The following is a 13146-nucleotide window of genomic DNA, read 5'->3' on the forward strand; positions in this document are numbered from 1 at the left end:
GTGATCCCTCTCTTTACTCAAGCATGCTGTAAAACATATCTAGCGCTTCTATATTGTAAGATTTATAGTCAAATGTTTTGTTAGAGAGTTTTTCTCCCTTTATGAATCTTTCCATCCCTTCACGAAGAGCTTCAGCTGTGTTATCCACCAGCAGACCGTAGCCGCCTTCCAAAACGCTGTGTGCTCCCGTAACATCGGTGCTGATGGTAGGTTTGTTCAGAACAAGGGCTTCAAGCAGTACCAGGCCTTGTCCTTCGTAGTTTGATGAGAGAACAAAGCAGTCACAGAGGTTAAGAAGTGCAAAAGCGTTGCTTAACTGTCCGGTAAAGACGACTCTGTCTGATACCTTTAATCTTTTTGCTTGATCTTTAAGAGCTTTCTCCAAGACTCCTTCGCCTACTATATACAGCTTTAGATTGTCATATTCACTGCAAAGCTCTGCAAAGGCTGAAATCAGCTTGTCTTGGCCTTTTTCAGGGGAGAGCCTTCCGATGTTTATAAATTTTGTCTCCTGGGGATCCAACACGATGCCTTCAATGAGGTTGGTGGCGTTGTCTCTTGGCAACACCAGGCAAGGTTTGCCCTTATAGGTCGCAAATTCAGCCTGATCTTTCATGTTTAGGATATGCTCATAGTTGATGGCATTATTGACATAAACTAATTTGGTGCCAAAATCTAAAAAGTATTCCTTGAGGTTTTCAGCATTCGCTTCCAATGCAGACTTTGAAACAGATGCTGCGACATCGTATTTTTTGTATATTGAGAATATTATCTTTAAATTTTTCTTATGTCTCTGTTTGCCATTGATTATTTTTTGATATTCCATCAACATGTCGTTGTGCTGGTAGATGATTTTTTTATTAAAAGATCCGTTTGCAATAAGCAGAGACCATAAGATGTTATATCCTCCAAAATCGATGCCAACATCAAAGACCGTATCCCCGATAATTCTCTTGAGCTCTCTTTTATACAGGTCTGCCGGTAAGAAAGAATCAGGACTTATAGGGAATTCCCTGACGGCAAAGTGCTTGAAACCCTCCCAAATGGTCTTGTTCAAAGTTCCGATCCTGTGGATTACCTTAACCCTTTTATCCAGCTTGTTGAGATTTCTCTCTTTTGCGCCAGTCATTTTTCCCGTTGTCGTAACCGTAACGTCGTATTTTTCGAAATCTATAGAGTTTAGCAAACTGATGGCAGAAACTGTGATTCCATTGTTTTCAAAGGAACCGCAGTGCATCAAAATTTTAGTCTTGTGATTTACCACTTTTTTAACATAGTCGGAATTTTTGTCGTGAAAAATGATGTCAATAAAACGTCGAGTTGCTTGTCCGTCATCTTTTGAGCAGTAGGTTTCAAGAAAAGCATTATATTTTTCTCTATAGTCTTCCTTGATTTGACTTAAAGAGCTTATGGATTCGGCCAGTTGCTCTAGGGTGCTGCAAATTGGTCCGGGCAATGTTTTGGTATCTATATAAAAGCCCCGTGTTCTTTCATACTCTTCAAAATCTTCAGCGTAGTACAAAACCGGTCTTCCCGTAGGTATAAAATCAAAGAATATGCTTGAATAATCAGTTATGAGCACGTCGATAGCCGAAAGGAGCTCGTTGGTATCAATGCCGTCTGGGACACATAGGTGCTCTAAGTTGTTTTTTTTGAAATAATCGTAAGTGAAATAATGTGCCTTGAGAAGGACACAGTATTCACTAGGGATATTGTCTTTTAAATAATTCACATCCTCCAACAGCTTTTGGCTGGTATCTGATTCTCTTCCCACTTGTCCCCGCCAGGTTGGAGCATATAGGATGATTTTTTTTGATTTTTCAACTCCTAAAATATTTTTCATCTTATCTGAGGGGTAGCTTAAAGTCAAGTCTACCCTAGGGTAACCGGTATCGAGGACTTTTCCGCCAAAGATGCCATTGCAATGATGAGAATCCAACAGCTTTTCTGCGGTGAAGCTGTTTGGCATTACCAGGTAGTCTGTCTGCAACAAGTTTCTTTGTATGTTTGCATGCGCCGTTGGGTGAGTGTCCTTGATATCCAGTCCGAGAGTCTTTAAAGGAGTGCCATGCCATGTGTTGATATAGATTTGGCCCTCCATTTTTTGGAAATAATAAGGAAAACTCGTGTTGTTTATCAAGTACTTTGCGGTGGTAAGGTACCGGAGATAATCTTTGCTATGTATAGTGACGAATTTCACATTGTCTAGATGCCCGTATTCAGGGTTTATGTTCATGTCGTTGTCCAAAGCCCAAACGTGAGTCATGCTTTTATCAGACAATAGTTCCTTAAAGACAGCATAGGGATTTCCGGTCATGCTTTTACCCTGGTATGATTGATAGAGGATGATGTTAGGATCGAGCTTGTGCTTTTTCATATAAGTCGTATAACGAGGTTTTAGCATGTAGTTTTTATTAAATAATTTTTTAACTATTTTTTTGGTTGTTTTCATCTTGGTGCTCCTTAGCTTATAATCAATATAGGTAATATTATCACAAAACATGGAAATTAAAAAGGATTAAAAGTCAGGCTTGAAAGGGATGGGTTTTCACCTGAGGACTGTACAATTTCTAATAAAAAGCATAAAATGGTTTAGGAAACGATAGGACTGATACAAACCTTATATACAAATGAATATCGATAATGCAAAGGAGTGCTGATTATGAACAAAATGATGACGATCTGCAACGAGATTCAAAAGATTTCAAGAGGAGTGGATGAAACTCAAGTTTTGGAGACAGCAAAAAAAATCTTGGAGGCCAAGAGGATTTTTCTTGCAGGTCAGGGAAGAAGCGGGCTTATGATCAAAGGCTTTGCAATGAGATTGATGCACCTCGGCCTTCAAGCCTATGTAGTAGGAGAAAGCACTACGCCATCAATGGGTGAAGGGGATCTTCTTCTGATCGGTTCAGGTTCAGGAGAGACAGGAGGCCTCGTAACTATGGCAAATAAAGCTAAGAGCACAAGAGGAGATGTGTGTCTTGTTACGACCAACCCAAACTCCACCATAGCAAAGCTAAGCAGCGCAGTCATAGAGATAAAGGCTCAGGGAAAAGGTGAAGAGGCAAAGAACATAACTGTTCAGCCTATGGGCTCGCTGTTCGAGCAGGCGCTGTTGGTCCTTTTAGACAGCTTGGTTTTATATCTCATGGACCTTAGTGGACAAGACAATCAAAGCATGTACAAAAGACATGCAAATTTGGAGTAGGTGCAATATGGATGAAAGAATTAAATTGCTTGCCAAAAATCTAGTGGAGTATTCATGTGAAGTTCATAAAGGAGAAAAGGTCTTGATCCAAGTAAGCGGGGAAAGCGCCAAGCCCTTGGCAAGGCAGCTGGTAAAGGAGATCCACTCAAAGGAGGCACTTCCCTTTGTATCTATCCTGGACAGCTCCATAAACAGGGAGCTTTTAATGCACGCCTCGGAAGAACAGCTGGAGGCCATGAAGGAAGCAGAACTTTTTCAGATGAAGCAGATGGATGCATATATTGGAATAAGGGCATCGGAAAACGTCAGCGAAATGAGCGACGTTCCTTCTGAGAAGATGATGCTATCGAGCAAGATGTTAAGGCCGGTGACAGACTACAGGGTCAACCACACCAAATGGGTGGTATTGAGGTATCCCAACAACTCCATGGCGCAGCTGGCAGGAGAAAGCCTTGAGTCCTTTGAGGACTTTTACTTCAAGGTATGCAACCTGGATTACGACAAGATGTCAAAAGCGATGGACAGCCTTGTAGATTTCATGAATAGGACGGACAAGGTTCGCATAACTGGACCCGGGACGGACCTTGAGTTTTCAATCAAAGGGATACCTGCCGTCAAATGCGATGGCAAGCTTAACATTCCCGACGGAGAAGTATATGCTGCCCCGGTAAAGGATTCCGTAAGAGGGGTATTGTCATATAATGCTCCTTCTCAATATCAGGGTTTCACATACGAAAATGTCAGATTCGTTTTTGAAGAGGGAAAGATAGTGGAGGCAACGGCAAACGATACGACAAGGATAAATGAGGTGCTGGATACAGACGAGGGAGCAAGGTATATCGGAGAATTCGCCATAGGGGTGAATCCGTACATCTTAAAGCCTATGAACGACATATTGTTTGACGAAAAAATAATGGGAAGCTTTCATTTTACTCCGGGAATGTGCTACGAGGATGCTCCCAACGGAAATGTATCGGCAGTCCATTGGGACCTGGTGTGTATCCAGACTGAAGCCTTTGGCGGGGGCGAGATTTACTTTGACGATGTTCTGATAAGAAAAAACGGACTCTTCGTTCATGAAGACCTGAAAAGCCTTAATCCAGAAAATCTAATTTGATAAATATGTAAAATGTTAAGCTAATCTTAAGCATAACCCCTCATAATGGTGTATAATGATACTGAGACCACTGATAAAGGGGTGAAGCATTTGGATAGCATTTTATTTTTACTGGTTCCCAAAAAGGACGTGGTGTTTTTGCCACTGAAATGCTCAGTCAAATTTGCTTTGGAGATAATGGAAAACAATGGCTATAGTGCGATTCCCATAATCAACGAGAAGGGCAAATATTCCGGCACTCTTACCGAAGGCGATCTTCTATGGGAGATCAAGAACAATCCGGATATGAATTTTGACAACTGCAGCAGATTTACCTTAAGGGACGTCAAGAGGCAGCGGAAGGTAGAGTCCGCGGGCATCAACGAATCCTTGGAGGTAATTATAGAACTAAGCAAAAGTCAGAATTTTGTTCCTATAACCGACGACGATGGGGTTTTTATAGGGATTATCACAAGGCAGGAAGTAATAGATTATCTTTTGAAAACTGATAAGTTGATAAGCGCTTGACCGGACGAACGATGGCATACCATCGTTCTTTTATTGCGTTTGACGCTAAAAGGAGGCAAAATGCACAAAACCATCGAACTGTTCAAGTCGTTTTTGAAAATAGGAACTTTTACTATCGGCGGAGGATACGCCATGATCCCCCTGTTCCAAGATGAATTTGTAAGAAACAGGAAGTGGATGACAGAGGAAGATTTCGTAAACATGCTGACCGTAGCCACAGCCTCCCCGGGACCTTTGGCGGTAAACAGCGCAGTCTACACAGGTTATCACGTAGCGGGAGGAAAAGGCGTAATAGCTTCAGTGGCAGGGGTGATAATTGCTCCGGTCACGGTGATAATAATCCTGGCATCAAACTACGAAAGATTTCGAAGCCTGCCCTTTGCCGAGCAGGCGTTCATGGGGATAAGACCTGCGGTGGTAGGTCTTTTGGCAGCAGCGGTATACAAGCTGATCGCATTGAAAAAGCTCAGGTGGACATGGTACATCCTATCCGCGGCGGCCTTTGCGCTTATCCTATTTGCAAAGGTGGATCCCGTAGTCATAATAGCAGGAGCGGGCATCATGGGCGCTGTCTTCCAAAAACACATCGGAAGGGGCGATAAGTGATGGACGGCATGATGCTTAGCATATTTTCGGTGTTTTTCAAGATAGGGATGTTTACCTTTGGAGGCGGGTATGCAATGATACCCATTATGCAAAGAGATATAATCTCAGTTCATGGCTGGATGAGCCAAGGCGAGTTTTTGGACATAGTAGGGCTCTCCGAGATGACGCCCGGAGTGATCAGCGTAAATGTTGCTACATTCGTAGGCTATAGAGTGGGCGGGAACGCCTCGGCAGCGCTTCTGGGGACGTTGGGGGTAATATTGCCTTCTACTATCCTGGTATACGTCATAAGCCGTTTTTTCGGAAAGTTTAAGGATAGCATGTATGTAAAAAGGGCTCTGGAGTTCATCAGACCGGTGGTTCTGGGCATGATAGCCTCAGCGGCGATTTTGCTCTTTGAGGATGCGGTGAGGGATATTTTTGCCGTGCTCATAGCAGCGGCAGCCTTTTATCTGTCGGCGGTAAAAAAAGTAAACCCCATATTTATTCTAATAGGAATGGGGCTTGTAGGGTTTTTCATATATTAGCAAAGCAATTGTAATGCCTTGAAAATAATGATATAATTCCAACGTGAAGTTAATTGGAGGATGAAAAAATGTTGGACAAACTGGAATTTATAGAATCAAAATATGAAGATTTGGGTGAAAAGATAAGCGATCCGGATGTCATCGGGAATCAGGACGAATGGAGAAAGTTTGTTAAAGAGCACTCTCACCTGGAGCCTATCGTAAATAAATACAAAGAGTACAAGAAGGTGCAAAGTGGAATAGCCGAGTCTAAGGATATGCTCAAAGACAAGCTGGACAAGGACTTCAAGGACATGGTGGAAATGGAGCTTGAAGAGCTTTCAGAAAAAAAGACAAGCCTCGAAGAAGAGCTTAGGATATTGATGCTTCCCAAAGACCCTAATGATGACAAAGGGGTCATGGTGGAGATCAGAGCAGGAGCCGGAGGAAGCGAAGCTGCGTTGTTTGCAGGTGACCTTTTCAGGATGTATACTAGATTTGCGGAAAGAAATGGCTGGAAATACGAGATAATGAGCTCAAGCATTCCAGACATGGGAGGAATAAAGGAAATCATATTCCTCATAGATGCAGATGGCGCATACAGCAGGCTTAAATACGAAAGCGGCGTTCACAGGGTTCAAAGGATTCCTACTACAGAATCAGGAGGAAGAATCCACACGTCAACAGCTACTGTAGCTGTATTGCCTGAAGCGGAAGATGTAGAGATTGATATAAACCAAAACGACTTAAGAGTAGACGTGTACCGTTCTTCCGGAAACGGTGGCCAGAGCGTTAATACAACGGACTCGGCTGTTAGGATCACTCATGTGCCTACAGGCCAGGTAGTTACATGCCAGGATGAAAAAAGTCAGCTTAAGAATAAGGATAAAGCAATGAAGATACTTAAGACTAGGCTCTATGAAATGGAACAGGAAAAGCAGGATGCCGAGATGGCGCAAAACAGAAAAAGCCAGGTAGGCACCGGAGACAGAAGCGAACGTATAAGGACGTATAACTTCCCTCAAGGGAGAATAACTGACCACAGGATAGGTATGACGGTTTACAAGCTAGAAGAATTTTTAGACGGATCTATAAACGAGATGATAGACGCCCTTACAACTACGGACCAAGCAGAAAAACTTAAGATGCAGCAGTGATATGGCGGAGCCAGCGAGCACGTACAGCGAAGCTGTGCGTGCTTTCAAGTTAATTACTTAAAGCTTACAACTTTTTTACGAGACGGAGTCTCATTTCTCGACTGCGCAGCAGTCATTTCCCGTGCGGCAGAGCCGGACAATAAACAGTCGCCTCAGCGACTAAACGACTGTTTCCCGACCGTTTCCCGACTGTCCCACGACTGTTAGACTTTTATATTTAGAAAGGAACCGACATGACTCAAATCATTGATATCGATGGCAAAAACCTGGATAAATCCAGTGAAACAGAAAAGCTGGTTAAAGCCGCCGGCATAATAAAATCAGGAGGGACCGTGGTGTTCCCTACCGAAACGGTATACGGCCTTGGCGCAAATGGACTGGATCCCGAAAGCGTCAAAAAAATTTTTGCGGCCAAGGGAAGACCTTCTGACAACCCCATGATATTACATATTTCGGACATGGGGATGCTGGGAGAAATAGCCGTGGGAATAAGCGATAAGGCAAAAGAACTCATAGCTAAATACTGGCCCGGTCCCCTGACCCTGGTTCTCAAAAAATCAGACAAAGTGCCACATGAAGCCACGGGTGGCTTGGACACGGTAGCGGTACGTATGCCGTCTCATCCGGTGGCGCTTAAGCTCATAGCCTTGGCCGGAGTGCCTATAGCCGCACCCAGCGCAAATATTTCAGGCAAGCCCTCGCCAACATTAAGCAAGCATGTGATTGAAGATCTAAATGGCAAGGTAGATATGATTCTTGCCGGAGATCAGACTGAAATCGGCCTGGAATCTACTGTAATAGATCTTGTGGAAGATAATCCAGTGCTTTTAAGGCCGGGCAGCATCTCCTTAAAGCAGCTGGAGGAAGTCCTGGGAGATGTAAAGGTAGATAAATCCATAAGCCAAAAAGTGGAAAAAGGACAAGAGGTCCGTTCCCCGGGAATGAAATACAGACACTACGCTCCAAAAGGTGACATGGTACTGGTTAAAGGAGACATCGAGAGGGTAATTTATACTATAAAGCATCTTTTGGGTGATGCCGGAAAAGAAGGTCAAAGGACCGTAGCCATTGTCCCGGAGGAATATATCGAACAATTTATTGAAATCAAGGCCCTTAACATGGGGTCTATTAAAAGGCCGGAGGAGATCATGACCAGGCTTTATAGTTGTCTAAGGGAATGTGACGAATACGGGGCACAGATGGTGGCAGCGCCTTATTTTGAGAATGAAGATGAATTCATGGCCGTAAACAATCGCCTGTCAAAAGCCGCTGGCCACAATGTCATCCAGGCGGATTGAATCAAAGTATAATGGAATGACTTGGAGGTTTGTTTGTATGAAAAAAATTTTGCTGGTTTGTACGGGAAACACATGTAGAAGCAGCATGGCTAAAGGTATTTTCGAGGATTTGATTAAAAAAGAGGGCAGAAACGATGAAATAGCTATTGATTCCGCGGGAATATCCGTATATTATAGTGAAGGGGCAAATCCCAACGCTATATTAGCGGCAAGAGAGATGGGAATTGATATATCTTCTCATATTTCCAAGCAGGTGGATGAGTACCATATAGCAAACTCCGACTTGGTTTTGACAATGACCACAGGTCAAAAGGAGATTCTCAAAGCAAGATATTCAGGGTATGCTTTCAAAATATTCACCCTCAAGGAATTCGAAGGCGACTCAAAAACATGGGATATTGCCGATCCTTTCGGAGGAAGCCTGGATATTTACAAGCGCACAGCCAAGGAAATCAAGGATGCCATAACAAACTTGATAAACAATAAAAAAATATGAAACAGGGAGATGATGATAATGAAAATTGCACTGGGATCAGATCACGGAGGATTTCACTTGAAAGAAGTCATCAAGGAGTATCTAAAGGATAAGAATTATGAAATCGAGGATTTTGGAGCATATGACACTAGCTCTATCGACTATCCTGAAATAGGTGAAAAAGTTGCAATAGCCGTTAAGGATTCTGTGGCAGACAAAGGGATCATCGTTTGCGGCACAGGCCTTGGAATTTCAATATCTGCAAACAAAGTACCTGGAATCAGGGCTGCCCTGGTAAGCGATACCTTCTCTGCAAAGATGTCCAGAGCCCACAACGATGCGAATATACTCGCTCTTGGCGGAAGAGTCTTGGGAGACGATCTAGCTTTGGAAATCGTGGAGGCTTGGCTTAACACTGAATTTGAAGGTGGCAGACACGGAATAAGAGTAGATAAAATAAAAGATTTGGAAAATAAGTACAACAAATAGGAGGAAGTCATGTCTAAATTAACGGTTATGGATCATCCTCTTATAATTCACAAGGTAAGCATGCTAAGAGACAAGAATACCGGTGCCAAAGAATTTAGGGAACTGGTCAATGAAATATCCGTGCTCATGGCTTATGAGGCTACCAGGGACTTGTCCATGGAAGAAACAGAAATTGAAACTCCTATAGCAAAGATGACCACTAAGATCCTTTCCGGCAAGAAGCTGGCTATCGTGCCTATATTGCGTGCAGGGCTTGGCATGGTCGATGGACTCTTGTCCTTGATTCCTGTTGCTAAGGTAGGGCACATCGGATTATACAGGGATCCTGAAACGCTGCAGCCTGTTGAATATTACTGCAAGCTTCCTAGCGATATAGCAGAAAGGGAAATCATATTGGTGGACCCAATGCTGGCTACGGGAGGATCTGCCGAGGCTGCCATAGAGTTCCTCAAGGAAAGAGGAGCGGCCAATATAAGGTTCATGTGCCTTATAGCATCTAGAAAAGGCATCGAAGTCCTTCAAAAGGCTCATCCGGATGTGGATATCTACGCCGGGGCTGTAGACGAAGTGCTAAACGACCATGCGTATATCGTTCCTGGACTTGGAGATGCTGGAGACAGACTTTTCGGAACCAAATAACATAATGGAATACCCAAAGACCTTCATGTAAACTGAGGGTCTTTTCTTTATTTTTTGACCTATGATACCGTATGCAGGATACAATAAACTTAACCGGGGTTTTGTGTTTTTTTCTCCCCAAAATAATGGCTATTATAATAAGAAGAGAAAAAACGCGTTTAGAGATAGGGACAAATATTAACAAAAAAACCGTATAAATTCTTTGGGTTTAAGGTTATAATGATTATTATACTTTTAAAACGATGTTTTATTTATCGGAAACGAAGCGGAAATGGAGAATTAAAATGGAAAGACCCTCTTGGGATGAGTACTTCTTGGACATGCTTGAAGTCATAAAAAAAAGGTCAACCTGCATGCGGCGTCAGGTCGCAGCTCTCATAGTCAAAGACAAGAGAATCATAGCCACCGGGTACAACGGAGCACCCACAGGAATTGCCCATTGCGGAGAGGTAGGCTGCCTTAGAGCCCAGCAATCGATTCCTTCAGGATCCAGGCACGAGCTTTGCCGAGGGATTCATGCAGAACAAAATGCCATTATACAGTCTGCGGTGCACGGTGTAAGCGTCAAAGATTCTACAATCTATATTACTCACTCTCCTTGTGTATTATGCGCCAAGATGATTATCAATGCAGGAATCAAAAGGATTGTTTATTCCGGAGATTACCCGGATGAAATGAGTGCAAGTCTTTTAAAAGAAGCAGGAATAGTGGTTGATAAAAGTTGCAACATGTTGTAAATTTAACATCTCGCCATAAGAGCGATAACTCGAAATATGGATATAAAACTATTGTATACAAAGAACTTTATAAAAAAGTTTTCATTTTTATGAAAAACTGAAAACGATACAATGAAGTCAAGATGCTTTTTATTTGATATAATATTAACTAAAATGAAAAATGAAAGAGGTTGATTATGAACAATAAAAGTCCTTGGGTCCACTTGGCTCTTCTGACTCAAATCGGACTGTCGATGTTTGTGCCCATAGCTGGAAGCTTTTTCATAGGCAGGTATCTGGACAGGGTTTTAGGCACCGGAAGGATATTTCTTTTCGTGATGACGGTGCTGGGAGTGCTGGCAGCATTTCGAAACGTCTACATAATTGGAATGAAAACTACAAGCAATAAAAATGGAGATAAAAATGACGATGCAAAAGACAAATAGGTTTGATCTGAATTTCAATCAAATAGTTAAATGGACCATAATAGCCGGAGTCATCTTGGGAGTGGCGATGCTTCTGTTAAGCAATGATGGTAGCAGGATGCTTTTAGGGCTTGTATTCGGGCTGGTCTTCAGCATATTGAATTTCAGGCTTTTGCACCTGACCATTAAAAAGTCTCTAGAAATGCACCCGGCAAGGGCTCAGTCATATGTTACCAGCCGTTATTTTCTTAGATACTTTCTTGCGGGAGCAGTTCTCTATGTCGCGATATCAAACGAGGCCATGCATGTCTTGGGTACCATTACCGGCTTGCTTATGATCAAGTTTGTGATTCTCGCATCAAATGTCATATCAGGAATTAAAAAAACTCAGGACACCAAGTAGTTTGATCTTGCTTTACAAGCAATTATAAATATAAAAAAACGTGAGGTGAAAAAATGAGCGGTCCAAAGATTTATGCCGAAATTCTCGGTTTTCCCATTACTGAGACTATGGTCAATACATGGTTGGTAATGGGCGCCATATTGATTTTTGCCATTGTCTCTACCAGGAACATGCAAAAAGTTCCCGGTAAGCTGCAGCTGATAGCAGAGATGATGGTAAGTGGAATTGACGGCCTGACTGAAAACACAATGGGAAGGAAAAATATGGGATTTGCCCCGTACATGCTGGCTCTTTTTATGTACTTGGGAATAGCCAATCTTTTAGGTGTGGTCGCCTTGAGGCCACCGACAGCTGACTTGACAATGACATTTGCATTATCCCTGTTGACTTTTTTCATGACCCAATTCTTTGCAATCAAATCGAAAGGATTCGGCGGCTTTTTAAAAGGCTTCATCGAGCCGATACCTTTGCTGCTTCCCATCAACATAATAGGGGAGCTTGCAAATCCGATCTCGCTGTCGTTTCGTTTGTTTGGAAACATGCTCGGCGGAGTAATAATCATGGGGCTTATTTACGGTGGTCTTACAAACCTTATGTATTTCGCAGCGGGCATACCGATTTTGGCACATTTGTATTTTGATATTTTTGCAGGACTTTTACAGAGCTTTATATTTGTAATGTTGTCCATGGTCTTTATATCCATGGCAATGGATTAAGCGGATGAATTACAGGAAGGAGGTTTTTTATGGAAACCAATTTTATTCAGTGGTTTTTTGATTTTATCATGAGCTACGAACCCAAGGTCATTATCGCCTGTGCATCCGTTATAGGCGCCGGATTTGCAATGTTAGCTGGAATAGGTCCTGGAATCGGACAGGGTTATGCGGCGGGAAAAGGCGCTGAGGCAGTTGGCAACAACCCTTCAGAAAGCAAAAACATAATATCTACAATGCTTTTAGGAGCAGCTATTGCCGAGACATCAGGGATTCTTGCCTTGGTGGTGTCACTGATACTGCTGTTTGGAAACCCCTTGGTTTCTCTTTCAGGAGGAATGGTGGTAATAGCAAGTTCTGCAATTGGCGCGGGCATAGCGGTAGTAGCAGGCATGGGCCCGGCCATTGGACAAGGATATGCAGCTGGTAAGGCTACGGAAGCTGTGGGGATAAATCCACGCAACCAAAGAGGAATTACCCTGGTAATGCTCGTTGGACAAGCGGTAGCACAAACTACAGGAATCTTGGCATTAGTAATTTCATTGATATTGCTTTACGGAAACCCTTTTATAGGAATAGAGGGAGCTTTCATCATCATTGGCGCCTCTGCACTGGGTGCAGGAATTTCCATGGTCGGCGGAATCGGTCCTGGAATCGGCCAAGGGTATGCGGCAGGTAAAGCTGTTGAGGCAACAGGAAAAAGACCGGACCAGCAGAGCAATATCACAAAGATAATGTTCCTGGGACAAGCGGTAGCGCAAACTACGGGGATTTACGCACTTATAGTATCGCTGATACTTATGTACTCGAATCCATTCATTTAATGGGTACTAGGTTGAAAGCGGAAAGTTGGAAAGTTGGAAAGTTGGAAAGTTGGAAAGTTGGAA

General features: G+C 42.9%; 16 protein-coding genes. 15 read left to right on the plus strand and 1 reads right to left on the minus strand.

Annotated elements, in window-relative coordinates; genetic code table 11:
- Nucleotides 1-13 precede the first annotated feature (13 nt).
- Nucleotides 14-2452: a glycosyltransferase gene (locus BUB93_RS08205; RefSeq protein ID WP_073270972.1), complete on the minus strand. Its 2439-nt coding sequence runs from the start codon at nt 2450-2452 to the stop codon at nt 14-16.
- 210 nt (nt 2453-2662) lie between these two features.
- Here BUB93_RS08205 and hxlB point away from each other — a divergent pair, with 210 nt between their 5' ends.
- The 15 genes from hxlB (at nt 2663) to atpE (ending at nt 13083) form a co-directional block, all read left to right on the plus strand.
- On the plus strand, nt 2663-3208 hold the full coding sequence (hxlB, locus tag BUB93_RS08210; RefSeq protein WP_073270973.1) for a 6-phospho-3-hexuloisomerase: 546 nt from the start codon (nt 2663-2665) through the stop codon (nt 3206-3208).
- Between the two features lie 7 nt (nt 3209-3215).
- The gene (locus BUB93_RS08215) at nt 3216-4325 is read left to right on the plus strand and encodes an aminopeptidase (RefSeq protein ID WP_073270974.1); all 1110 of its coding nucleotides are present in this window, start codon (nt 3216-3218) and stop codon (nt 4323-4325) included.
- 90 nt (nt 4326-4415) lie between these two features.
- The gene (locus tag BUB93_RS08220; protein ID WP_242945433.1) at nt 4416-4832 is read left to right on the plus strand and encodes a CBS domain-containing protein; all 417 of its coding nucleotides are present in this window, start codon (nt 4416-4418) and stop codon (nt 4830-4832) included.
- Between the two features lie 60 nt (nt 4833-4892).
- Complete coding sequence (locus tag BUB93_RS08225) at nt 4893-5438, plus strand: chromate transporter (protein WP_073270978.1); 546 nt, start codon at nt 4893-4895, stop codon at nt 5436-5438.
- Nucleotides 5438-5965, plus strand: a complete 528-nt coding sequence (locus tag BUB93_RS08230) for a chromate transporter (RefSeq protein WP_084117147.1) — start codon at nt 5438-5440, stop codon at nt 5963-5965. The genes BUB93_RS08225 and BUB93_RS08230 overlap by 1 nt, the downstream gene beginning before the upstream one ends.
- 68 nt (nt 5966-6033) lie before the next feature.
- Nucleotides 6034-7101, plus strand: coding sequence for a peptide chain release factor 1 (prfA, locus tag BUB93_RS08235; RefSeq protein ID WP_073270980.1), 1068 nt, complete (start codon nt 6034-6036; stop codon nt 7099-7101).
- A 233-nt stretch (nt 7102-7334) separates the two neighbouring features.
- Nucleotides 7335-8399, plus strand: a complete 1065-nt coding sequence (locus BUB93_RS08240; protein ID WP_073270982.1) for an L-threonylcarbamoyladenylate synthase — start codon at nt 7335-7337, stop codon at nt 8397-8399.
- Nucleotides 8400-8436: 37 nt separating this feature from the next.
- The gene (locus tag BUB93_RS08245; RefSeq protein WP_073270984.1) at nt 8437-8895 is read left to right on the plus strand and encodes a low molecular weight protein arginine phosphatase; all 459 of its coding nucleotides are present in this window, start codon (nt 8437-8439) and stop codon (nt 8893-8895) included.
- A gap of 18 nt (nt 8896-8913) precedes the next feature.
- Complete coding sequence (rpiB, locus tag BUB93_RS08250; RefSeq protein ID WP_073270985.1) at nt 8914-9363, plus strand: ribose 5-phosphate isomerase B; 450 nt, start codon at nt 8914-8916, stop codon at nt 9361-9363.
- A 9-nt stretch (nt 9364-9372) separates the two neighbouring features.
- Nucleotides 9373-10002, plus strand: coding sequence for a uracil phosphoribosyltransferase (gene upp, locus BUB93_RS08255; protein ID WP_073270987.1), 630 nt, complete (start codon nt 9373-9375; stop codon nt 10000-10002).
- Nucleotides 10003-10286: 284 nt separating this feature from the next.
- A complete protein-coding gene (locus BUB93_RS08260; RefSeq protein ID WP_073270989.1) occupies nt 10287-10739 on the plus strand; it encodes a deoxycytidylate deaminase in 453 nt (150 codons plus the stop codon).
- 176 nt (nt 10740-10915) lie between these two features.
- Nucleotides 10916-11164, plus strand: a complete 249-nt coding sequence (locus BUB93_RS08265; protein ID WP_073270991.1) for an AtpZ/AtpI family protein — start codon at nt 10916-10918, stop codon at nt 11162-11164.
- Nucleotides 11142-11546, plus strand: coding sequence for an ATP synthase subunit I (locus tag BUB93_RS08270; protein ID WP_073270993.1), 405 nt, complete (start codon nt 11142-11144; stop codon nt 11544-11546). Before BUB93_RS08265 ends, BUB93_RS08270 begins: the two co-directional genes overlap by 23 nt.
- A 53-nt stretch (nt 11547-11599) precedes the next feature.
- Nucleotides 11600-12262: a F0F1 ATP synthase subunit A gene (gene atpB / locus BUB93_RS08275; RefSeq protein ID WP_073270995.1), complete on the plus strand. Its 663-nt coding sequence runs from the start codon at nt 11600-11602 to the stop codon at nt 12260-12262.
- Nucleotides 12263-12291: 29 nt separating this feature from the next.
- Nucleotides 12292-13083: an ATP synthase F0 subunit C gene (atpE, locus tag BUB93_RS11565; protein WP_143159081.1), complete on the plus strand. Its 792-nt coding sequence runs from the start codon at nt 12292-12294 to the stop codon at nt 13081-13083.
- Nucleotides 13084-13146 lie beyond the last annotated feature (63 nt).

Source organism: Alkalibacter saccharofermentans DSM 14828 (genome assembly GCF_900128885.1).
GTDB classification, from domain to species: domain Bacteria; phylum Bacillota; class Clostridia; order Eubacteriales; family Alkalibacteraceae; genus Alkalibacter; species Alkalibacter saccharofermentans.

Coding starts and splice junctions, on each gene's coding strand:
- atpE (WP_143159081.1), top strand. CDS start 12,292: ATGGAAACCAATTTTATTCAGTGGTTTTTTGATTTTATCATGAGCTAC.
- upp (WP_073270987.1), top strand. CDS start 9,373: ATGTCTAAATTAACGGTTATGGATCATCCTCTTATAATTCACAAGGTA.
- hxlB (WP_073270973.1), top strand. CDS start 2,663: ATGAACAAAATGATGACGATCTGCAACGAGATTCAAAAGATTTCAAGA.
- BUB93_RS08245 (WP_073270984.1), top strand. CDS start 8,437: ATGAAAAAAATTTTGCTGGTTTGTACGGGAAACACATGTAGAAGCAGC.
- BUB93_RS08230 (WP_084117147.1), top strand. CDS start 5,438: ATGGACGGCATGATGCTTAGCATATTTTCGGTGTTTTTCAAGATAGGG.
- BUB93_RS08270 (WP_073270993.1), top strand. CDS start 11,142: ATGACGATGCAAAAGACAAATAGGTTTGATCTGAATTTCAATCAAATA.
- prfA (WP_073270980.1), top strand. CDS start 6,034: ATGTTGGACAAACTGGAATTTATAGAATCAAAATATGAAGATTTGGGT.
- atpB (WP_073270995.1), top strand. CDS start 11,600: ATGAGCGGTCCAAAGATTTATGCCGAAATTCTCGGTTTTCCCATTACT.
- BUB93_RS08215 (WP_073270974.1), top strand. CDS start 3,216: ATGGATGAAAGAATTAAATTGCTTGCCAAAAATCTAGTGGAGTATTCA.
- BUB93_RS08265 (WP_073270991.1), top strand. CDS start 10,916: ATGAACAATAAAAGTCCTTGGGTCCACTTGGCTCTTCTGACTCAAATC.
- BUB93_RS08225 (WP_073270978.1), top strand. CDS start 4,893: ATGCACAAAACCATCGAACTGTTCAAGTCGTTTTTGAAAATAGGAACT.
- rpiB (WP_073270985.1), top strand. CDS start 8,914: ATGAAAATTGCACTGGGATCAGATCACGGAGGATTTCACTTGAAAGAA.
- BUB93_RS08205 (WP_073270972.1), bottom strand. CDS start 2,452: ATGAAAACAACCAAAAAAATAGTTAAAAAATTATTTAATAAAAACTAC.
- BUB93_RS08240 (WP_073270982.1), top strand. CDS start 7,335: ATGACTCAAATCATTGATATCGATGGCAAAAACCTGGATAAATCCAGT.
- BUB93_RS08260 (WP_073270989.1), top strand. CDS start 10,287: ATGGAAAGACCCTCTTGGGATGAGTACTTCTTGGACATGCTTGAAGTC.